Consider the following 21739-nt stretch of genomic DNA (forward strand, 5'->3'; position numbering starts at 1 on the left):
GCGATCTCCCACAGCCCGTCCGGAACAATCCAACTCCAGGTTCCCCGCCCCATGCCGAGTTCAACGACGCCTCACCACATAGGACACCGTCTAAGCGCCACCAGCTCGCCGGCGGCTCCCAGCTTGCGGACCGCCTGGTCGACATCCGTGGAGCGGGTGGAGCGAACGGCCACATGACTCGACCCTCGCGCGCCCGTGCCCTTGCCCAGCCAGTGAGGTTGGTGCGGCGCACGAGGTCACGCCGTCCGGTCGCGGATGGCTCTACCATGGCGTGACCGGGCTCACCCTCGCCCCAGCTGACACACGTCCCGCTTCCGCCATGCAAGGCGCGTAGGCGGCACCCCCGTGAACAGCCCCGCCGGTGGGCGCCGCAACCCGACTTCACGGGAGGCAGACGGTGACGGACGGCCGAGTCGACCGCAGAGCGTTCCTGCGTGGGGTCGGCGGAATCGCGGCAGGCGTCGCCGCGACCCCGCTCACCGCGTGCGAGACCCGCACCGACCAAAACACCTCCAGGACCAAGAACCCCAAGCTGCTCGTCGTCCGCGACAGCGGCGGCACTTACGGCCAGGCGAACCGGAAGGCCATCTACGACCCGTTCACCGAAGAGACCGGCATCCAGATCAATGTGGTGAACATCCTGCACCCGCAGATGCTCACCCAGATGAAGGCGGGCCGCCCGATGTTCGACGCCATGGACATCGACATGCTCCTCTTGATGTACTTCCAGCAGCAGGGCGCTTCCGAGGAACTGGACTACGACCGGCTGAAGAACGCCGAGAATTCGGGAATCGCCAAATCCCTGCTCGCCTCCCACGGTGTCGGCAAGAACTACTGGGCCAGCGTCCTGGCGTACCGCACTGACGCCTTCGCGGGAAAGGGGCCCGAAACCTGGGCGGAATTCTGGGACACCAGGGCATTCCCGGGCGGCCGCGCGCTGCAGAGCTCGATGGACTATCCGGAGCTGGAGTTCGCTCTCATCGCCGACGGCGTACCACTCGACAAGCTGTACCCCCTCGACGTGGATCGCGCCTTCAAGGCCCTGAACGAGATCAAGGACTCTGTGCGGACGTTTTGGGACAGCGGCGCTGCACCGGGTGAACTGCTGGAGCGCAACGAGGTCGTTGCCTCCAGCGCCTGGAACGGCCGGCTCGGCGATCCGATCCAGCGCGGCGTCCCGCTCGCCTGCGCGTGGAACGGCGCCCGTAGGCAGTGCAGCGGCTACGGCATTCCCAAAGGGGCCGCCAATCCCGACGCGGCCTACCGGCTCATCGATTTCGCCCTGCGCCCGGAAGTGCAGGCCGGCTTCGCCCGAATCTACCCCAGCGGCCCTGTTGTGCCGGCGGCCTACGGACATCTCTCCGAGGCCACCGCCACGAACCTGCCGAGTACCCCCGGGCACCTGCTGTCCGGCTTCGACCTAAACATCGAGTGGTGGCTCCAGAACCGGAACTCGGTGGCGAAGCGCTGGCAGGAGTGGGTGCGCGCCTGAACTCGACGCGCGTTCGCCACTCCGAGCCATGGGGCCTGACCGACACGAGCGGGCGGTCGAGATCGACTGCCTTACGGGGTTCCGAAGACCTCATGTCCGGATGTCACTGTGTGAGATAAAGAGATATGACCAGGTATTTTGGTCGCTCCCCTGCTTTCCGGCCCCTCGCAGGCAGCAGGCAGCGCCGTTCGGCGGATGCCCCTCAACGGCATCTGGGATCCAGCGGGCGACGCTCAGGGCCACGCCTCAGGCCTCCCAAGGTACGCAGCGTCGCAGGCCAGGTGTTCCTGCTGCAGCTGGTCATCATGGTGCTTTTCGCCGCAGCCGCGGGAGCGGCACTCGTGGTGCAGGCCCGGAATTCGACCATGCAGGAGGCCCGGCACCTGACGTTCGGAGTCGCCGAGGGCTTCGCCCACGCCCCGGGAACGCCGGCCGCCATGAAATCCAAGAACCCGAGTGCGCTGTTGCAGCCACGGGCGGAGGAAGCCCGTAAGAAGGCCGGGGTCGACTACGTCGTCGCTTTCGATCCCCAGGGCTTCCGCTGGACCCACCCCGACCCGACACTGATCGGGAAGCAGATCTTCGCCCTCCGCGAGGGCCAAACCGTGGACAGACCCTTCACCGAGACCTTCGAGGGCAGTCTCGGCCTCTCCGTGGACTCGACGGTCCCCGTCTACGACACCGGTGGGAAGACCATCGTGGGGTTCGTGTCAGTCGGGATCACGGTGGCCAGCGTGAACGACGTGGTGCGGGAGCAGTTTCCGGAGCTGCTCGGATTCGCCGGTGGCGCACTGGCGGTCGCCGCGGGTGGAACGGCATTGGTCTCCTGGCGGTTGCGCCGGCAGACCCGCGGCCTGGATCCGTCCGAGATGACGCGTATGTACGAGCACCATGACGCGGTGCTGCACGCGGTGCGGGAAGGGGTCCTGATCATCGGAGGTGACGGGCGGCTGCTGCTGGCGAACGACGAGGCACGGCGACTGCTGGATCTGCCCGCGGACGGCGAGCAGCGCCACGTCACCGATCTCGGACTGGAGGCCGAGACCGCCGAGCTGCTGGTTTCGGGCCGGACAGCCACCGACGCGGTCCACCTGAGCGGCGACCGTCTGTTGGCGGTCAATATTCGGCCCGTCGACCACCATGGCGGCGGGCGAGGCAGTGTGGCCACCCTGCGCGACACCACGGAGCTGCGGGCACTGGCGGGCCGGGCAGACGTGGCCAGGGAGCGGCTGGGCCTGCTGTACGAGGCAGGAGTACGGATCGGCACCACGCTGGATGTGGTGCGCACCGCCCAGGAACTGGCCGAGGTGGTGGTCCCCCGCTTCGCCGACGTCGTCACCGTCGACCTGCAGACTCCGGTCCTGGAGGGTGATGAGCCAACCGGTCCGAACCTCGAGATGCGCCGCGCGGCGGTGCACGGCGTCCGGGGGGCCTGGCCCCTGTTCCCGGTCGGCGAGCTGATCCACTTCGCGCCCGGCAACCCCGTGGGCCTGAGCGTCCAGCGCGGTCAACCCGTCCTCGATGCCGACCTGACCGCCTCCCACGACTGGCGGGCCCAGGACCCCGAACGCGCCCGGCGCATTCTGGATTCCGGCCTCCACTCCTTGATCACCGTGCCGCTTCAGGCCCGCGGTGTGGTGCTGGGCGTGGTCAACTTCTGGCGGGCGGAGCAGGACGCCTTCGAGGAAGAGGACCGGGCCTTCGCCGAGGAGCTCGCCGCGCGGGCCGCGGTGACCATCGACAACGCCCGCCGGTACACCCGCGAGCATGCCCTGGCCGTGACCCTGCAGCGCAGCCTGTTGCCTCGGTCCGTGCCCGAGCAGTCCGCCGTAGACGTCGCCCACCGCTATCTCCCCGCCCGGGCCGGTGTGGGCGGTGACTGGTTCGATGTCATCCCACTGCCCGGAGCCCGGGTCGCGCTGGTGGTCGGTGACGTGGTCGGCCACGGCCTGCACGCCGCAGCCACCATGGGCCGGCTGCGTACCGCGGTGCGCACCTTCTCTTCCCTCGATCTGTCTCCGGACGAGCTGATCCGGCACCTGGACGAGTTGGTCACCCGGGTCGACAGCGAGGGGGCGGACACCGAAGGAATCACGGGGGCGACCTGCCTGTACGCCGTCTACGACCCGGTGGCAGGGCTGTGCTCGCTGGCCAGGTCCGGGCACCCGGAACCGGCACTGGTGCACCCGGACGGCACAGTGGAGCAGTTGCAGGTGCCGGTCTCCCCGCCGCTGGGGCTGGGCGGCGGCATGCCCTTCGAGAGCGCCGAGTTCACGCTGCCGGAGGGATCCCAGCTGGTCATGTACACCGACGGTCTCATCGAGGACCGGAACCGGGACATCGACACCGGCCTCGAGATGCTGCACGACGCCTTGCAAGGCCCCGGCCGCACCCCGGAGGAGGCCTGTCAGGCCGTCCTCGACGCCCTGCTGCCTTCCCGCCCGAGCGACGACATCGCGCTGCTCGTCGCTCGGTCCCGCCTGCTCGATCCTTCCCAGGTCGCCGATTGGGACATCCCCGGTGATCCGGCCGCCGTCGCCGGGATCCGAACCCAGGTCGCCCGTCGGTTGCAGGAGTGGGGACTGGAGGAGCTCACCTTCTCCACCGAACTCGTGATCAGCGAGCTGGTGACCAACGCCATCCGCTACGGCGCCGAGCCGAGGCGGCTGCGGATTCTGCGGGACGGCCCCAGCCTGATCTGCGAGGTCGCCGACGGAAGCAGCACCTCACCGCACCTGCGCCGGGCGGCCGACACCGACGAAGGGGGGCGGGGGTTGTTCCTGGTCGCCCAGTTCACGCAGCGATGGGGCACCCGTTACGTACCTCGCGGCAAGGTGATCTGGACCGAGCAGTCACTCAACAGCTCGGCGACCGAACCCGCCGCGGACACGGCCGACGCGTTGCTGGACCAATGGAGCGACGCGGACTGGTGACCGCTATGGCCGTCGGCCGGTGCGCACCACAGCCATCTTGTCGATTGTCGACGACAAAGGTATTGTCGACAACTGTCAGCAGGCCCGAACTTCCCTCGGCCCCACACTGCGGACTCGAATGGGCCTGACCCACGCGCCACGCGTTCCTCGCGGACGACACTGGCAGGAGAGAGCAGCGACATGAAGTTCACCCCCTACTGGCTCGACACCGCTCCCCAGGGTCCGGACCGGTCCCGGACCGACGTCAGAGGGGAAGTCGACGTGGCGGTCATCGGTGCCGGCCTGACCGGCCTCTCCACGGCACTGCACCTGGCCCGCAAGGGCGCCAACGTGCACGTCTTCGAGAAGGACACGATCGGATTCGGCGCATCCGGCCGCAACGGCGGCATGGCCACCACGGGCCTGTCGATCGGGTTCCGGCAGGCGGTGGCCCGCTACGGGTTCGACACCGCCAGGGCGTACCTGATGACGTACCAGGATGCCGTCGACACCCTGGAGAGGCTCGTCGCCGAAGAGGGGATCGACTGCGACTTCGCCCGCACGGGCAAGCTGGTCCTGGCGTCCAAACCGGCCCACGTCGAAGGCCTGCGCAAGACCCACGAGATCATGTCCGGCCGGCTCGGGCTCGAGACCCGGCTGATCCCCCGGAGCGAGATCCGCTCCGAGATCGGCTCCGACCGCTTCCACGGCGCCATGGTCGACGCCAAGAGCGCCGGGCTGCACGTCGGCAAGTTCACCAAGGGGCTCGCCGAGGCCGCCGCGCGGATCGGCGTCGTCGTCCACGAGAAGGCGCCGGTCGAGAAGATCAGCCGACTCGACGGCACACGCCACGAACTGGTCACTGCGCGCGGGACCGTCCGGGCCGGACAAGTGCTCGTCGCGACCAGCGGTCACACCCGCAGGCCGTTGCGCTGGCATCAGGTCAGGATCGCGCCCGTCGGCAGCTTCATCATCGTGACCGAACCGCTGGGCAAGGACATGTGCGACATGCTGTTGCCGAACCGGCGGATGGTGTCGAACACCCTGAACCTGCTGAACTACTTCCGGATCACGCCGGACCACCGGCTGCTGTTCGGCGGCCGTGCTCGGTTCGCCATGTCCGACCAGCACTCGGACGCGAAGAGCGGGCGCATCCTGCACAAGGCGATGACCGAGATCTTCCCGCAGCTCACGAATACGCGGGTCGACTACTGCTGGGGCGGCCTGGTCGACATGAGCATGGACCGCATGGTGCACGCCGGCGAGCACGACGGGCTGTTCTACTCGCTCGGCTACTCCGGCCACGGCGTGCAGATGGCCACCCACATGGGCCGGCAGATGGCCGAGTACATGAACGGCAACCTCGACGCCAACCCCTGGCGCGAATTGCCCTTCCGACGGATCCCGGGACACTTCGGGCCGCCCTGGTTCCTGCCCTTCGCGGGCGGCTACTACAAGCTCAAGGACCTCATCAAGTAAGCGTGCGCGACGCAGACGCCGTGCAGTCGGACGGTGGACGTATGGCACTCCCCTCGCAACACTGGTCATACGTCCAGCCCACTCGCCCCCGCTGCGCGCACAGACCGGCCCGCAGCCGACGGGCCCACACAGCCACGACGCCTCCAGCTGCCGTCCGGCCGCCGTGAGCCCTGGCCCTACCGCCCGCACCCGTCCCTGCCCGATCGGCGCACCGGGCTCGCTATGGTCATCAGGTGACCAACCCGACCACACGCGACTACAACAAGGCATCCGTCCTCGACGTCATCCTCTCCCATGCGCCCTTGACGCGGAACCGGCTCATCGAGATGACGGGCCTGAGCAAGGCCACGGTGTCCAGAGCGGTGGAGGAGCTGCGTGCCGACGGTTTCGTCGTCGACGGCGAGGTCGACGAGGCCACCGGCCGCGGCCGCCGCTCCACCTATCTGGACGTGCCCGGCACGACCGGGCACGTCGCCGGCGTCAGTTTCGGTGCCCAGACCACGGGTGTGCTGGTGACCGACCTGAGGGGTCGTGAGATCCAGCAGGTTACGGTCCCCACCGCCGATCACCAGGAGGTCGGGGACGCCGCGCGATGGTTGGCCGACCTCATCGCGCAGACCGCCCGGTCCGCGCAGGGCCCTCTGCGTCAGATCGTCGCCGCCGTGCCCGGCCGGGTCCGAGGCGGCACGGAGATCTTCGGCCCTGCGGAGTCGAGGAAATCCTTCGCGAGCCCAGGACTCCGGCAAGCCGTCGAGAACCTGATCGGGGCCCCCGTGCTCCTCGACAGCGATGCCAACGCGTCCCTGCTCAAGATCATCACCGAGGACCCGACCGTCAAGAACGCCGCGCTGTTCAGTGTCAGCACCCTGCTGAACTTCGCCGGCTGCACGGACCACCAGCTCGCACGGGGAAGTACACCCACCTTCGGCGACATAGGCGTGCTCTCCTCCGGCGTCGACGACGAGAACCTCGACGACCTGTTGAGCACCCGCGGTCTCCTGCGGTTCGCTAGCAAGCGGGGGCTCGACCTGGAGCGCATCGAGGATCTCTGGCTGCAACCGCAGGCCCGGGCGCCGCACGCCGAGGTGCTGCAGGCGTTCACCACCGCGATCGTCACCGCTGTCAGTGTCGTCGCCGTGACCCTCGACCCGGAGTCGGTCTACTTCGTGGGCCGGCTGCGCCCGCTCGTCGACATCGCCCTTCCCCAGGTGCGGGCGCGGCTCGACCAGAGCCTTCCGGCGGTGCCGGAGATCAGGACGGGTCCGCATCAGATCGGCCTGTCGACGGCACAAGGCGCGGTCTACGCGTGTCTGACGATCGCCCAGGACCGGCTGCGCGACGCCGTGCTCGGAGCACGGCAACAGAACCGGCTCCCCGAGAAGTCCGCACCGGCCTTCTGAGCCGACCGCCGGGGCCTGGTGCCTGGCGCCTGAGGCCTGAGGCCTGGACATGTCGACGTGGCGATCTGCGAGACGCATCATTTTTTAGTTTCAGTTTGGAACTGGAATGAATAATGGTATGGTTTCGGCCAACGCAGCGAGTGACCCGGAACGAGACTGAAGGTGTGCCGCCGATGACTTCGACGCTGAGCCGGGCGATAGCCCACTACCCCAACCGGTTCGACCCCGGCGTACTGGGCGAGCTCCCCGAGCGCCTCCGAGAGACCATCCGGCGCCGGAACAAGGTGCTGGGTCCCGGCTACACGCTGATCTACAAGGAACCGGTCGAGTTCGTCTCCGGTCACGGGGCCCACCTGATCGACCGTGACGGAAACGACTACCTCGACGCCTACAACAACGTCCCGTGCGTCGGACACGCACACCCCCACGTGGCCGAGGCGGTCGCCCGCCAGATGACGGCGGTCAACACCAACACGCGCTACGTCCAGGAAGCCCTGGTCGAATACGCGGAGCGGCTGCTCGCGACCTTCCCGGAGGAGCTGTCGAAGCTGAGCATCGCGTGCAGCGGGTCGGAGGCCAACGACCTGGCGGTGCGGGTGGCGAGGTACCACACGGGCGGCGAAGGCATCATCGTCACCCGCTGGGCCTACCATGGCATCACCCGGGAGGTGGCGAGCTTCTCACCACACCTGGGCGCGGGATCGCCGCTGGGACCGAACGTCCGGCTCATCGACGCGCCCGACCCGCGCCTCGCCGCGCCGGGCACCACTCTCGCCGAGCACATGAGACAGCAGGTACGCGGTGCAATCGCCGACCTGGAGCGCCACGGCTACCGCCTGGCGGCGCTGATCACCGACTGCGCCTACACCAGCGACGGCATCTTCACGGACCCGGTCGACTACATGCAGGGCGTGGTGGAGGAGGTGCACGCGGCCGGCGGTGTCTACATCGCGGACGAGGTGCAGTCCGGATTCGCCCGGCTCGGGGAGTCGATGTGGGGCTTCACCCGCCACGGCGTCCTGCCGGACATCGTCACCCTGGGCAAGCCGATGGGTAACGGAATGCCGATCTCGGGTGTGGTCTTCCGCCCCGAGGTCAGCGAGGAGTTCGGACGCAACGTCCGCTACTTCAACACCTTCGGCGGCAGCTCGATCCCCGTGGCCGCCGGCGCGGCGGTGCTGGACGTCCTCGAGAAGGAGAATGTGCGGCAGCGCGTCCTGGAGAACGGCAACGCCCTGCGCGCAGGACTGCGGGAGATCACCGAAGACTCCCCCTACGTCGCCGAAGTCCGCGGCGCCGGCCTGTACGTCGGCGTGGAGATCGTGAAGGACCGCGAAACCCTCGAGCCGGACCGCCTGCTCACCGAAGACGTCATCAACGACATGCGCGATCGCCGGATCCTCATCAACGGCACCGGCAGGTCGGCGAACACCCTGAAGATCCGCCCGCCGCTGGCCTTCGACTCCGCCGATGTGACCCGATTCCTGGAGACCTTCGCCGAGGTCGCGAAAAACCGCCTGTGACAGGCTGACCGAAGGGACTCACCGTGAACACCTCACCAGCCAGGACCCAAGCTCAGCGGCTGCTCGAGGAGAGCGGCCTGACGTCGTCCCACGAGCCCATCGACGTGACGCTGGTGAGCCTGCTTCTTGAGGAGCACTACCGCCTCACCGGGCGCCTGGCACGACTGGCGACCGAGAAGGACGACACGTTCAGACTCAGCACCGACTCCAGCAACTACCTCGTGAAGGTCTCACCACCGGACGAGGTGGAGGCGGTTGTCGCCCTCCAGACCGCCGCGATGCGCTACCTCGAAACCGCCGCTGCACACTTGCCCGTCCAGCGGGTGAAGTTGACCGCCGGCTCAGACGACCATGTCACGATCAGGCTGAACGACGGCAGGACGCGCATCCTGCGTGTGTTCGACTTCGTCGAAGGCCGGGTCCTGGCCGATGCGAACCCGGATGCGGAGCGGCTCGCCGGGGCGGGCGAGATGCTGGGGCTGATCGACGTGGCGCTCAAGCCGTTCACACATCCGGCAGACCGACGTGGTCTGGCGTGGGACATCCGGCACTTCCACCAGATGACCGAACTGGTCGAGCACACGCCGAGCCCCGAACACCGCCAGCTGGCCCAGTCGGTCTTCCGGCTCTTCGGCGAGAACGTCGTCCCGAGACTGGGTGATCTCGAAACGCAAGTGATCCACGGCGACTTCAGCCCTTACAACATCGTGGTGGACCCAGACAAGGATGATCTCTTCATCACCGGTGTCATCGACTTCGGTGACACCGTGCGCAGCGCGGTGATCTTCGACCCCGCCGTTCCCATGGCGAATCTGCTCGGCAGGAGGCCGGATCATCCCTGGCGGGACGCCTGCGCCTTCGCCGCAGGCTACCAACGAGAACGCCCGATCCGGGCCTCGGAACTCCCGCTGCTCCCGATCGCCGCACTGGCACGGCTCACACTTCGTGCGCTGATCTCGAACTGGCGCGCCGAGCGCGCACCCGAACGGCGCGAGTACCTCCTCGACCACGCCAAGGACGACTGGACCAACATCGAGCATTCCTTGACCGTGAGCATGGACGAGGTCGTCGCGCACCTCGGTGAAACCCGTCACGGGCTTTCCTGAAGACAGCCGACCTGCGCACCATTGAGCCTCGCCTCACACGGGCACATCGCTGCAGCGGTGGCCGGTCGACGCCCGCGGATCCTCAACTGACCGGCCCCGTCGATCCGACGTCGGGCGCTCAGCGCCTGGTCTCGTACCTGGTCAGCACCACGCCGTCAGGGAATGTCCGGGTCTCCGACAGACTCAGGTTCACCCAGTTGTCCAAGGCCGTGAAAAACGGCGTGCCACCCCCCACCAGGACCGGATGGGTGACGACCGCGTACTCGTCGATCAGCCCGGCCCGCATGGCCGCTGCGGCGAGTGTGGCGCCGCCGACGTCCATGGAGCCGCCGTCCTGGGCCTTGAGCCGGGTGATCTCGGTGACCGCGTCGTCCGTGACCAGGCGGGTGTTCCAGTCGACCGTAAGGATCATCGAGGAGAACACCACCTTCGGCATGTCCCGCCAGCGGCCGGCGTACTCGATCGCCGCCGGTGTGGCACCCGGCTGCTGGTCGGCGGTCGGCCAGTGGGAGCTCATCGTCTCCCACAGCTTTCGCCCGTACAGCGCCAGGCCCGTCGCCCCTACCCGGTCGGACCACCACTGGAACAGTTCGTCGTTCATCACGCTCCAGCCGAGGTCGTCGCCGGGCGCGGCGATGTAGCCGTCCAAACTCATGTTCATGGCAAAGGTCAGTTTCCCCATGCCGTCAGCCTCCCGTCACTCCTACTTCGCCGTACAGACCAGCACGGCGCGGAAAATTCATCGGTCAGGCCACACCGAGGGTCAGAAGGATCGCCGACCGGACGATGCCTGCGCAGCAGACAGAAGGAACGGGCCCGGATGCCGTCGAACCGGCCCGGATGCCGTCGAGGGGCTACCGGTAAACCAGTGGCGTCTCCGTCGACGAGCCTCATAGCTTGTGCGTTCGTGACTGATGATCCGACGGCTCGCCCGAACCGCAACGACCTGGGCCGAGTGTTCGACGAGGTGCCGGAACTCTACGACCGGGTTCGACCGGGATACCCCGACGAGTTGTTCGCGGACCTCGGCGCCATCACCGGCATGGACGAACGGTCGTCGGTGCTCGAGGTGGGCTGCGGTACCGGTCAGGCCACGCGCTCACTGGCCGTGCTCGGATGCTCGGTGACCGCCCTCGAGCCAGGCACAGGACTGGCTGCACTCGCTCGCCGGCGGATTGCCTCCTTCCGCAACGTCGAAGTCGAGACGTCGATGTTTGAGGAGTGGGATGACCGCGGTCGACGCTTCGACGTTGTCGTGGCTGCGTCGTCGTGGCACTGGGTCGACCCGTCGATCGGCTGGCAGCGAGCGCACGAGGTGCTCTCTCCCGCAGGCTGGATGGCACTGCTCGGCAACGTCGTTGTCCGCCGACCGGGAGAGCCGGAGGTGTACGCCGAGACCGCCGATCTCCACGAGCGGTTCTGCCCCGGAAACCCCGACTGGGGTCATCCGCCCCTGGAGGACGACGTACGCACCACCGGCGAGGGATGGGGACTGGTCGAGGATCCCGGAGGATTGTTCGGCCCGACGATCGTGCGCCGGCACCCGGCTGTTCAGTGGTTCAACGGAGAGGGCTTCGCCGATCACCTTCGCTCGTTGTCGCTGTACCGGAGACTCGACCGTGACGTTCGTGAGCCCCTCCTCGACGCCATCGCCGAGCGCATCCGCACGCGGATGGGCGACCGGGCATCGCGCCGTTACCTGAGCGTCCTCCGTGTCGGGCAGCGCGCCGAGTAAGCAAGGCGGCCGAGGACGTAGCGATTCACGGACCGACCCACCGCACGCCACAGCCACCTTGCCGACTCGACGTCTCCTTCGCCACCTGACCGAACAGGGGTCTTGCCGGTGGCACGCGTATGCAACCGTCGCGAGTTGCCGGCAATGCCGAGCACGGTACTCGCGTTCCGTGTTCTCCAGCGGGCTGTCACTCAGCCCCGCTGCTCCTGCGTCAGCCCGTGACTGCCGTAGTGCCGCAGGACGTTCAGAGCCCTGTCGAATGCCGAGTCCCTCTTCTTGTCGAACTCCTCCTTCGTGAAGACCGGCTCTTCGAGGTGCGGCGGAACACCAGAGCCGTCGAAGGTCCCGCCCGACCGGGTCAGGAACTCCTCGTTCGGCAGCCAGGCCGACATTCCGTTGGGGAGTGTGCGCTGCATGACGTCCGAGAAGACGCCCTGTGTGGGCTGCCCTATCCGGATCGTGCTACCGGGCCGGTCCATGAGGGCCTGGGTGAAGGTCTCCCCCGCGCTGACGGTCGAGCCGCCGGTCAGCACGGCGACCGGCCCGCTGTAACGGGACTCGGCCGCGGGCGTGACATAGGCGGGCTGGGGGCGTGTGTGCCGGGTGGGGTCGGCCGGGTCGTTGCGGGCCCGCTTGGAGTAGGCGAGGTAGGGGGTGTCGGTGAGGCGCTCGGCGATGCGGATTCCCAGGTCGTCGGAGCCGCCGCCGTTGATCCGCAGGTCGATGATCAGGCCCTTCAGGCGCTGGGTGCGCTCCTGGCTGAGGACCCTGTCCAGTGCCCGGTCGAGCTCGGCCAGCTGAGCGGCGTAGGGGGAGCCGTCGCCCGCGTATCCGCCGAAGCCGGAGATCCGCAAGTAGCCCTGCCCGCCTGGGAGGTCGGCGTAGGTGATCCGCCCGTTGGCGAAGTCCTGGAGGTTCCGGGCGTTCTTGAGGTCGCGTGCCACGATGAACCTCTTGACCGTGGTGTCCAACTCCTCGGTGGGCACCACCGTGCCGGGGCGAACCTGTGCGAAGACGCGATCGCCGTCCTGCACGGCAACGTGGGCGTCGTAGAGCGGCTTGACCATCTCGCTGAACAGGGCGTAGAGCTCGTCTCTCGTCGTCCCGGCGTGCACCCGGGGGCGGTACTGGTCGCGCACGGCGTGCCAGTCGATGCCCTTGGCGGAAAAGAAGGGGTAGTTCTCCTCGAAGGACCGCCAGAAGACGTCAAAGGCAGCGAGCGGACCCTTGGCGGCCGGACGCGTGCAGGCTTCGGGCAACTCCGCAATCCGGCGCAGGTTCCGGTCGCCGACGGAGCCGTCCACCCGCATGTACCCGCGGCCAAGACCTCCTCGGGTGCGCACGGTGAGGACAGTGCCGTCGGGCATGGTGTAGGTGCCGGGGCCGGTCCGCTGCGCGGAGTCGCCCTTGAGGCAGCTGACGGCGGTGGTCTGGTATTCCTGGAGAGTTCCGTTGCGGATGGACAGGACTGTGCCGTAGCCGTCCATGCGCCAGATTCCACCGGTGGTCTGCTGTTGGGCGGTGGCGGCCGGCGCGGATCCGCCAGCGAGAACCAGTGCGACGGCGGCGGCCGTGACAATGCGCACGATCTTGCCTTCTCTGTAGGCGACTTGCTCGGGAAGGCTCCACGGTCGCCGACACGGCGTTCTCCCGGCCATCCAGCTGTCCGGTCGATCGGGGGTGGGGCCAGCCCCAGTACCAGGAGTAGACCCCGGCCTCCCGACTCTCAGAGACAGCCGTGTCCGAGCGTGCGCCGAGCAGTCGTCGGTCCCTTGTGGACGGTTGACGGGGTATCGGCCATTTCCCGCCATGGCGTCGGTGATGGTCCGAGAGGGAGAAAGGTGAGCGCTCAGGTTCTCTATTGTCAATTGAACGGGTGGCAGGACGGTACCCCGGCCGGTCGGGGGCCGTGGGCGTGCCGGGCTGATGACCGTGTGCGAGCGCAAGCCCCACGCGGAACCGGAACGGTGGCGGTTGGCGTCTGTCCAGCCTGATGACCGCACTGATGGAGGAGGCACGGTGAACGCAGTGATCGGAAGCGGCCGGTCGACAGTCGGTGCAGCGGGCGGCCGCGTCGGCGAGATCCTCTGGCCACAGCTCTTCCGGGACGCCCCTCACGTCCGCTCAGCTGCGTACGGCCTGGCCGGACTTGTCCTGGAACTCTCCATCGGCATGGCGTTCGACACGTACTACTGGTCCGACAGCAACTGGACCCGGCACCCGCTGGGCTGGCCCCTGGCGGTGTGGATGACCCCGTCGATCTGGCTCATGAGCGGGGCTCTTGCCGGCGCGTTCACCGCGCGGCGCGGCAGCGTTCCCCGCCGGTTACTGTCCGGCCTCGCCTGGACGGTGTCCGTCATCACGAGCCTCGGCCTGCTGCTGGTGCTGGTCGTCAGCGGCGCCGACCTCTGCGAAACGATTCCGCCCACGGTACCGGCGTACCTGGAACCAGCGCTCATGGTCCCGGTCTGTCTCGCGGCCTCGCTCGCCATCGGATCGCTGGCCGCTGCCGGCGCGTGGGCCGTGACACGGCACCGGATACACCGCGTCGCGCTGTACGCCGTCTGGCTGGCGACCGCCGGAGCGTCGGTCTTCCTTCTCCTCGCGCCGATCCTGGCCGCGTCCCCCACGTGCAGTCCCGTCGTCGGGGGGTAACGAAGGGGACCGCATCGGAGCCACTGGCACCGCCCGCCGGAACATGTCCCGCAAATCGCCCGACACCAGACACTTCACTGTCGCCAGCCTAGTGATCAACCCAGTTTAGACAGTCGCTTAAGACCCGGTTTAGTACCCCCTCCTATCCTGATCACACCACAACACCCCCCACAACAAACCCAGTCGAACCGACGCCCACACACCCCGCGCCGCGCTCACAGGAGACCCACATGCACCAACCCAACGCCATACTCAAAGGCGGACCCGCCTTCCAACTCACCGACGAAGACCGCATCCGCTTCGTCGCCGACACCACCACCAAAGTCAAAATACTCAAAGGCAACCGCTACGAGCACTTCGAACCCACACACACCACCATCACCGACAACGACCAACAACTCCACGTCTACACCTGGACCGGCTACACATACGTCGCCGAGTAGCCCCCACACACACCACCCCCGCCCCCACGCGCACCGGTCACGTACCGGCCGAGGGGGCGGACTCACAGCACGGACCATCCACACGTACTCGCGATCCGAACAGCGGCACACTCCACGTACGACGATCTCGACCAGGCCGTTGAGCTTCGCCGTGACCATCTCGTCCTGGCACGCACGCGCCACCCGCCGGACCAGGCTCCGCTGGAGCTGGGTGGACGAGTGGCTGTGACCAGCACGTTCATCACAAACCCTAGCCTGCGCCCTCCCCCAGCCCTCGAGCGGTCGACCGCTCGCGACCCCAGGCGGCCAGCGGCTGGAGTGCGTCGTTGAGGCGCTTGCCGTCCTCGGTCAGCGAGTACTCGACGCGGGGCGGCACCTCGTCGTAGGAGACGCGGTGCACGACGCCGTCCGCTTCCAGCTCACGCAAGTGGGAGGCCAGCACCTTCTCGGTGATGCCGGGAAGCAGGCGACGCAGCTCGCCGAAGCGGCGGTAGGGGTGCTCGTGGAGCGACCAGAGGATAAGCACCTTCCACTTGCCGCCGATCACCTCCATCACGGTGTCGATCCCGCAGACGTGTCCGTCTGGTGCACCCGGCCGGTTCAGCGTCGTCATGCCCCACCCCTCTGACGTGCTCGCTCACCCCGGGGTAACCACCCACCGCCAAGTGCGTACTTGATCGCCTCCGGGCCTGCGACCACCCTAATCGGCATGGCACAGAACACTGTTGAGAAGACTTCCGTCACGCTGTTGGGCCTTGGCGCGATGGGCACCGCGCTGGCCCGTACCTGGCTTGCCGCCGGCCATCCGCTCACCGTCTGGAACCGCACCCCGGCACGCGCCGCGGCACTGGCCGCCGAGGAGGCACGGGTCGCGGAGAGCGCCGCTGAGGCGGTTGCGGCGAACACCCTGGTCGTCGTCTGCCTGTTGGACGACACCTCGGTCGAGGAGGTGCTGGCCGGCACCGATCTATCCGACAGGGACGTGGTCAACCTGACCACCAGCACCCCTGCCCAGGCCCGCGCCCGCGCCGAGTGGGCCCGCGAGCGCGGCGCCCGCTACCTGGACGGCGGGATCATGGCCGTCCCTCCGATGATCGGCGTCCCGGAAGCCGGCGGCTACGTCTTCTACAGCGGCTCGCGGGAGCTGTTCGAGCGGCACCACGAGACCCTGGGCGTCCCGGTCGGCACCACCTACGTCGGCGAGGACGCAGGCTTCGCGGCCCTGTACGACACGGCCCTGCTCAGCGCCATGTACGGAATGTTCGCCGGTGCCGCGCACGCCTTCGCCCTGATCCGCAAGGAGAGCATCGACCCCACGGCGCTCGCCCCACTGCTCGCCGACTGGCTCGTCGCGATGGCCCCGGCAGTTCACCAGACTGCCGACCAGCTGCGCAGCGGCGACTACACCAAGGGCGTCGTCTCCAACCTCGCGATGCAAGTGGCCGGCACGCCGGCCTTCCTGAGCACCGCCGAGCAGCAGGGTGTCAGCCCGGAACTGCTCAGCCCGTACTTCCAGCTGATGCGCCGCCGCCTGGCCGCGGGCAGAAGCGAGGAGGGTCTGACGGGCGTGATCGACCTGCTCGTGCACTGACCAGCACTTTCGCAACAGACCCTGGACGACGTCGACCTGGGCAATCGGCGCGCCTCCGTAGCGGCCAAGTCCGCCCCCTCCACGACCTCACGCACCATGCCGTGCTCGACTGGCTCGGCTACCGCCGCAACCGCCGGCCGAATACGGCCGACCCGCACCTGCTGATCACCCGGAAGACCGCCGACGAGCTCGGGCCGGCCGTCAGGCTCTGGACCACCCGAGCCACCGCAACCTCACCGCCGCGCTCGGACGGCTCCGCGCGGGCCGCCGGCTGGAGGAGGCCCCCACCGCCGGTGCAGACCCCCTCGCCCTCGTCGTCGGTGCCGACGAGAAGACCGCCATCCGCTACGCGGACTCGGCGTGCGCGCTTCCAGAGCGCGTATCGAGTCGTGATCACCGATGACAACGGCGCGATCTGCGGCCGGAGCACGGCCAGGACCAGTCTTGCCCTCGCCTGCGCTGATCACTAAGGTCGGTCGTGTGACTGCCGGGTCGGCCTTGAGCCATGCACGAGTGAGTTTCCCGGCCTCGGCGTGAGCCCGAGGCGGGCCAGAGGCCCGCCCCCTTCTCCGCGTCTTTGCTGCCGGCGCCCGCGTACGGCGCCTTTCCAACGGATCCCAAGACCGGAGACGCACCACTGATGTCCTACGACCAGCCGTACCCACATGCCGGCGTCCAGCTGAACCACACGGCTGTCCACGCCAGCGACCGCTACCTGTCCGCCGAGTTCATCGCCGCGATCCTGGGCCTGGAAGTCGGCGCACCGTTCGGGCCGTTCCTGCCCGTTGACCTCGGCAACGGCGTGACGCTCGACTACTGCGAGAAGAGGGATGCGGCGATCCAGTCGCAGCACTACGCCTTCCTCGTGCCTGACGACCAGTTCGACGCTGTGATCGCCCGTCTGGAGGTGGTCGGGGTCACCTACTACGCGGACCCCGGCCACACCGACCCCGGCCGGATCAATGATCTGTTCGGTGGTCGCGGCGCCTACTTCGACGACCCGGACGGTCACAACATGGAGGTCATGACCAGGCCTTACGTCCGCCCATAGGGCATGACAGGGTGACATCATCGTGCTCCTGCGTGTCGTCGACCGCGCGGAGGGTGTCGGTGTAGTGCCGGCGGCGTTCGGCGATGAGTGCGGTGACGTCGTCGTCCGTCGCCTGTGCGAGTCCCTGGAGGTGCTCCAGCAGATTGTCCCTTTGTTCGTGGCCGGAGCCGGCGACATAGGCGATCGTGCGGGTCGTTCCTCCCGCCGCGAGCAGCAGCTGGTGGGGCAGGCCGCACCAGGTGTCGAAGCTGGTGGTGACGGCCTGCCACAGGTGCCAGATGTCATCGGGTCGGCGGTGCTCGGCGAGCAGGAGCGCGGCGATCTCGATCGTGTGGCTGAAGCCCCAGCAGTGGCGGTGGAACCGTGTCTCCTGCTCCAGCAGGAAGTGGGAGAAGTCGTGGTCGACCGGTCCCGGGGTGAGGACGAGCGCGTCCAGGACGTCCCTGCGGTCCCTCCACCACCGGTGAAGAGGCAGGCCGTCAGCGTCGTGGGCTGCTTCGAAGTGCAGAAGCCGCCAGCGCTCGGAGTCCTCTGTCCACCAGGCGGCCCCGAGGGCGTCGTCCTTGGAGGTATGGGCAACCGTCTCGTCAGGAATGGCGATCTTCCTCTTCGCGGGGTGTGCCGGCCTGCGTCTGCGACAAAGCGATGCGGCGCCGGGCCTGATCTACATCAATGATCTTCACGGTAAGGACGTCGCCGACCGCGACGACAACCGGGGTCGATTCATCCAGCTCGCTGGTGTGCACGAGGCAGAGTGCATCTCCCGTAGCCGACGTGTTCACTCATGCCCGTGGCGTAAGGCAGGCCCCCGCTCGGCGCACAGATCACCGAACACCCTAGATGAGGCACCGTCAGCGCGGTTCGTTCTCTGCCGCCGGGCAGGATCACTGAGCGGTCCGGGCCGGGGTGGAGTGTGGAGGCGTCCCACCCCGGCCGGGTCTCATCGGATGTGCTTCGCGGGCTTGGTGGCGGCGTTGAGCAGGTACTCCAAGGGGCCGCGCCGGAAGAACCGGGACCAGATCGCGGCGAACAGGATGGCTCCGAGGACGTACATGATCAGGGGCAGCCAGGACTGCTGGGTACCGGTTCCGGCGGGCGTGGACAGTGCGCTCTGTGCGAGGAAGTGGCCGACGTAGGCGGTCAGGGACATGGTGCCCACGGCGATGACCGGCTTGGCCAGGCGGCGCAGCCGCGGCAGGCGGTCCATCGCCACCGTGGCGCCCACGATCACGAGGATCGCGATTCCGACGCTGCCGATGATGTCGAACGTGGTGCCGCTGTGCGGCCCGGCCGCCAGGAGCGACGAAGCCGGCATGTCGGGGAACGACCCGCCGTCGATGGGCATCGACCCGCTGCCGGGCGGCATCGGCCCGGCGCCGCCGGACGACGGCCCGTCCTCCGCGAGGCTGCGCAACGCGCCGTTGCCCGCGAGCAGCAGGGACATGCCGTAGGCGACGGCGGTGAGGGAGGCGCCGAGCGCGGCCAGGCGCTTGTGGACGGTTCCGGAGGAGAGGTCGAGGCGGCCCAGCGCCATGCCCGCGATGACGAACGACATCCAGGTGAGCGCCGGGTAGAAACCGGTGAGCAGCAGATCGAGCACGCCGACCTCGCTGAGGTGGCGGAGCGGGTCGTAGGCGTTGATGCTCTGCTGGACCGAGGGCGTCAGCAGCGAGGTGAGGACGAACGCCAGCTGCGGTGTCACGAGGGCGAACGCGGCCGCGATGAGCGCGAGCGTCATGGCGCGCAGTCGCACCAGGGGCAGGGCGAGGAGGAAGTAGACCCCGTAGAAGCCGAGGATGATGACTCCGCCGTACTCGATCGCCAGCACGGTGCCCAGCGCCAGCAGGATCACCGAGCGGATCGCGATGCGGGCCCTCGCCTGCCGGCCGGCCAGACCGGTCTTGGGCTCCCGGCGGCCTGCGATCAGCATCAGCGAGAACCCGGCGAGGGTGGCGAACAGGACCGACGAGTGACCGTCCGACATGTATCGGATCCAGCTGGCGACGCCGTGTGTGGCGGACAGCGGGGGGCCGATGTGCACGACGTACATGCCGAACACCGCCAGCGCGCGTGCCAGGTCCACTCCGACGAGGCGTCCCATCGAGGGACCGGGCGAGGCCGGCGAGGCTGACTCGGGGAACGTTCGGGGCGGTGGAGGCGAGTTCTCCTGCGGAGTTGACGCCTCCTGCGGAGCCGGAGTCTCCTGCGGCGGCTGTGTCTGTGTCATACGGAGAACCTCGCGCAGGTGTCCGGGAGCGGACCATCCGGCAGTCTTCGGGCTCTCCCCCGCCGATCGGCGGGTACCGCCCTGCCGACCGGCGCAGTCTCCTCCTGATCGGTCGGCCCGGTGCGACCGGACGGGCGGTGCCGTACAGCCGCTCGGCGGGGGTGGACCCGACACCGCACCGACGACGATGAGACGTCCCTGTCCGCGCGGGCGACGGTCAAGGCACCGGGCGCGTATGTGCGGCCGCACCGGTCGGCGGTCGCAGACCGATCCAACAGTGTGTCAGTCCCCGCTGAGGGGAATCCTCATCCGCACCCGGTAGCCGCCCTGCTCGGTCGGGCCCGCGTCCAGAGTGCCGTGCAGGATCTCGGCCCGTTCCCGCAGACCGACCAAGCCCTGCTGCGAACCGGGCAGGGAGAGGGAGGGGCGCGTGGGAGGGGTGTTGGTGACGGTCACTCCGATGCCGTCACCGTCCTGCCACAGTTCGACGCGGGCGTTGGCGCCGGGGGCGTGCTTGCGGACGTTGGTCAGCGCCTCCTGGACGGTGCGGTAGAGGGCGCGTTGGGCGGGCGTGCCCACGCCGGGCGGAAGCTCACCCGTCAGCTCCGTGTGGGTGCCGCTGGATGCCACCAGTCTGCGCAGGTCGGCCAGGGTGGGCTGAGGGGTCAGCTCGGTGGCGTTGCCGCCGGAGGCGCGCAGCAGGGTGACCATGGTGCGCAGCTCGTCGAGCGTGGTCACGCTCAGCGAACGAATCGTGCGGGCGGCCTCCTTGGCGTCCGTGTCCTTGGCGGCGACCTGCAACGCCCCGGCCCGTACGGCGATCAGGCTGACCTGGTGGGAGACGACGTCGTGCATCTCCCTTGCCAGCTGCGCGCGTTCACGGGCGAGCACGGCCTGAGCGTGCAGGGTCCGCTCGTGCTCCCTGGCCTCCTCGACCTCGACCAGCCGCCGCGCCAGGTCCCGCTGCGCCTGGAGAAGCTGGCCGAACAGGACCGGGGCGACGCTGGTGGCCAGGCCGTACACGAAGAAGACCAGCGTCATGGTCCGGTCCGCCTCGGCCAGAGGCCACGGCGTACTGCTCGCGACGGCGGCCAGGACGACGCACACCACGAGGAGACGACGGTCGCGGGAGCGTTCCGCCAGGGTGAACAGCGCCACGAGCACGGCGAAGGCGACCTCCTGCATCAGCGCGATGGGGAGGGTGAGCAGGAACACGCAGAGCGGGAACCTGCGCCGGAACGCCAACGCGACACAGCCGGCCGCGGCCAGCGCCATCTCGGGGCGCGTGTGCTCCCACATGCTGACCACCCGCACGTCCACGGCCGCCAGCGCAACCAGAACGATGTCGACGACCGGCGCGGGAACCCGCTGCCATACGGCACGTGCACGGCTCATCCGGTGCCCGACCGTGGCTGTTCGTCGAGCAGACCGGCCCGCTGCGCCAGCAGCGCGGCCTGCACCCGGCTGGTCACCCGCAGCTTCGTCAGGATGGCGCTGACGTGGTCCTTGACCGTGCCGGCGCCGAGGTGGAGGCGGGCTCCGACGTCGGCGTTCGACAACCCCTCCGCCACCAGGACGAGGACGTCACGCTCCCGCGCCGTGAGCAGCCGGACGCGCGCGGCCTCCTCGTCGACCGCCGCCCCGGTGCCGGGGTGGCTGTGCAGCAGCGTCCGCGACGCCTTGGGCGACAACACCACTCCGCCCGCGACGAGGGTCCGCACCAGGTGTGCGAGTTGCTCCGGCTCGGTGTCCTTCAGCAGGAAACCGGCCGCGCCGGAGTTCAGTGCGGTCAGGATGTACTCGTCGGCGTCGAACGTGGTCAGCATCGCCACCACCGGGGCGTCCGGCCTCGCCCTCAGCTCCCGCAGCACGGTGAGCCCGTCGACGTCCGGCATCCGGATGTCCAGCAGCACCACGTCCGGCCGCTCCCGCCGGACCGTCTCGACGGCGTCGCCGCCGCTCGCGGTCGCGACGACCTCGATGTCCTCGGACGCGCCCAGAATGAGTTCGAAGCCCGAGCGGACCAGCGCCTCGTCGTCGACCACCACTACCCGGATCACACGCTCCGCCTCACCTTCATCCATGCCGTCCGGCCATGTCGACTCGACCCTAAAGCCATGTAGAG

18 protein-coding genes are annotated in these 21739 nt (G+C 68.6%); 11 read left to right on the plus strand and 7 right to left on the minus strand.

Annotation, left to right across the window (positions count from 1 at the left end; all coding sequences use genetic code 11):
- Positions 1 to 397 precede the first annotated feature (397 nt).
- The 6 genes from ACH4ZA_RS28985 to ACH4ZA_RS29010 all read left to right on the plus strand — a co-directional run bounded on the left by ACH4ZA_RS28985 (position 398) and on the right by ACH4ZA_RS29010 (position 9912).
- Positions 398 to 1492: an ABC transporter substrate-binding protein gene (locus ACH4ZA_RS28985; protein WP_398432328.1), complete on the plus strand. Its 1095-nt coding sequence runs from the start codon at positions 398 to 400 to the stop codon at positions 1490 to 1492.
- A gap of 125 nt (positions 1493 to 1617) precedes the next feature.
- Complete coding sequence (locus ACH4ZA_RS28990) at positions 1618 to 4425, plus strand: SpoIIE family protein phosphatase (RefSeq protein WP_398432329.1); 2808 nt, start codon at positions 1618 to 1620, stop codon at positions 4423 to 4425.
- Positions 4426 to 4605: 180 nt separating this feature from the next.
- Positions 4606 to 5883: an NAD(P)/FAD-dependent oxidoreductase gene (locus ACH4ZA_RS28995; RefSeq protein WP_398432330.1), complete on the plus strand. Its 1278-nt coding sequence runs from the start codon at positions 4606 to 4608 to the stop codon at positions 5881 to 5883.
- Positions 5884 to 6116: 233 nt separating this feature from the next.
- Positions 6117 to 7283, plus strand: a complete 1167-nt coding sequence (locus ACH4ZA_RS29000) for an ROK family transcriptional regulator (protein ID WP_398432331.1) — start codon at positions 6117 to 6119, stop codon at positions 7281 to 7283.
- A 173-nt stretch (positions 7284 to 7456) separates the two neighbouring features.
- Positions 7457 to 8806 carry an aspartate aminotransferase family protein gene (locus tag ACH4ZA_RS29005; protein ID WP_398432332.1) on the plus strand — a complete coding sequence of 450 codons (1350 nt, stop codon included), beginning with the start codon at positions 7457 to 7459 and terminating at the stop codon, positions 8804 to 8806.
- A 23-nt stretch (positions 8807 to 8829) separates the two neighbouring features.
- Positions 8830 to 9912 carry a phosphotransferase gene (locus ACH4ZA_RS29010; RefSeq protein ID WP_398432333.1) on the plus strand — a complete coding sequence of 361 codons (1083 nt, stop codon included), beginning with the start codon at positions 8830 to 8832 and terminating at the stop codon, positions 9910 to 9912.
- 118 nt (positions 9913 to 10030) lie between these two features.
- Here the strand turns inward: ACH4ZA_RS29010 and ACH4ZA_RS29015 are convergent, their stop codons facing one another.
- Entirely contained in the window at positions 10031 to 10594 is a 564-nt protein-coding gene (locus ACH4ZA_RS29015; RefSeq protein WP_398432334.1) for a dihydrofolate reductase family protein, read from the minus strand.
- Positions 10595 to 10819: 225 nt separating this feature from the next.
- On the opposite strand from ACH4ZA_RS29015, the gene ACH4ZA_RS29020 reads away from it, so the two are divergent.
- Positions 10820 to 11647, plus strand: coding sequence for a class I SAM-dependent methyltransferase (locus tag ACH4ZA_RS29020; RefSeq protein ID WP_398432335.1), 828 nt, complete (start codon positions 10820 to 10822; stop codon positions 11645 to 11647).
- 191 nt (positions 11648 to 11838) lie between these two features.
- Here the strand turns inward: ACH4ZA_RS29020 and ACH4ZA_RS29025 are convergent, their stop codons facing one another.
- Positions 11839 to 13233, minus strand: coding sequence for a S41 family peptidase (locus tag ACH4ZA_RS29025; protein WP_398432336.1), 1395 nt, complete (start codon positions 13231 to 13233; stop codon positions 11839 to 11841).
- 433 nt (positions 13234 to 13666) lie between these two features.
- Here ACH4ZA_RS29025 and ACH4ZA_RS29030 point away from each other — a divergent pair, with 433 nt between their 5' ends.
- Together ACH4ZA_RS29030 and ACH4ZA_RS29035 are read left to right on the plus strand one after the other, a co-directional pair.
- Positions 13667 to 14302, plus strand: coding sequence for a hypothetical protein (locus tag ACH4ZA_RS29030; RefSeq protein ID WP_398432337.1), 636 nt, complete (start codon positions 13667 to 13669; stop codon positions 14300 to 14302).
- A 230-nt stretch (positions 14303 to 14532) separates the two neighbouring features.
- Positions 14533 to 14745 carry a DUF5988 family protein gene (locus ACH4ZA_RS29035; RefSeq protein ID WP_398432338.1) on the plus strand — a complete coding sequence of 71 codons (213 nt, stop codon included), beginning with the start codon at positions 14533 to 14535 and terminating at the stop codon, positions 14743 to 14745.
- A gap of 250 nt (positions 14746 to 14995) precedes the next feature.
- Here the strand turns inward: ACH4ZA_RS29035 and ACH4ZA_RS29040 are convergent, their stop codons facing one another.
- A complete protein-coding gene (locus tag ACH4ZA_RS29040) occupies positions 14996 to 15358 on the minus strand; it encodes a winged helix-turn-helix transcriptional regulator (protein WP_398432339.1) in 363 nt (120 codons plus the stop codon).
- Between the two features lie 96 nt (positions 15359 to 15454).
- Here ACH4ZA_RS29040 and ACH4ZA_RS29045 point away from each other — a divergent pair, with 96 nt between their 5' ends.
- Positions 15455 to 16336: an NAD(P)-dependent oxidoreductase gene (locus tag ACH4ZA_RS29045; protein ID WP_398432340.1), complete on the plus strand. Its 882-nt coding sequence runs from the start codon at positions 15455 to 15457 to the stop codon at positions 16334 to 16336.
- Between the two features lie 640 nt (positions 16337 to 16976).
- Complete coding sequence (locus ACH4ZA_RS29050; RefSeq protein ID WP_398432341.1) at positions 16977 to 17387, plus strand: VOC family protein; 411 nt, start codon at positions 16977 to 16979, stop codon at positions 17385 to 17387.
- A gap of 587 nt (positions 17388 to 17974) precedes the next feature.
- On the opposite strand, the gene ACH4ZA_RS29055 is transcribed toward ACH4ZA_RS29050, so the two are convergent.
- From ACH4ZA_RS29055 to ACH4ZA_RS29070, 4 genes are all read right to left on the minus strand, one after another.
- On the minus strand, positions 17975 to 18133 hold the full coding sequence (locus tag ACH4ZA_RS29055; protein WP_398432342.1) for a S1 RNA-binding domain-containing protein: 159 nt from the start codon (positions 18131 to 18133) through the stop codon (positions 17975 to 17977).
- Between the two features lie 194 nt (positions 18134 to 18327).
- On the minus strand, positions 18328 to 19488 hold the full coding sequence (locus tag ACH4ZA_RS29060) for a DUF418 domain-containing protein (RefSeq protein WP_398432343.1): 1161 nt from the start codon (positions 19486 to 19488) through the stop codon (positions 18328 to 18330).
- Between the two features lie 408 nt (positions 19489 to 19896).
- The gene (locus ACH4ZA_RS29065; RefSeq protein ID WP_398432344.1) at positions 19897 to 21009 is read right to left on the minus strand and encodes a sensor histidine kinase; all 1113 of its coding nucleotides are present in this window, start codon (positions 21007 to 21009) and stop codon (positions 19897 to 19899) included.
- Complete coding sequence (locus ACH4ZA_RS29070) at positions 21006 to 21698, minus strand: response regulator (RefSeq protein WP_398432345.1); 693 nt, start codon at positions 21696 to 21698, stop codon at positions 21006 to 21008. The genes ACH4ZA_RS29065 and ACH4ZA_RS29070 overlap by 4 nt, the downstream gene beginning before the upstream one ends.
- Positions 21699 to 21739: the final 41 nt, after the last annotated feature.

It is taken from the genome of Streptomyces sp. NPDC020597 (assembly GCF_044335095.1).
Taxonomy (GTDB): domain Bacteria; phylum Actinomycetota; class Actinomycetes; order Streptomycetales; family Streptomycetaceae; genus Streptomyces.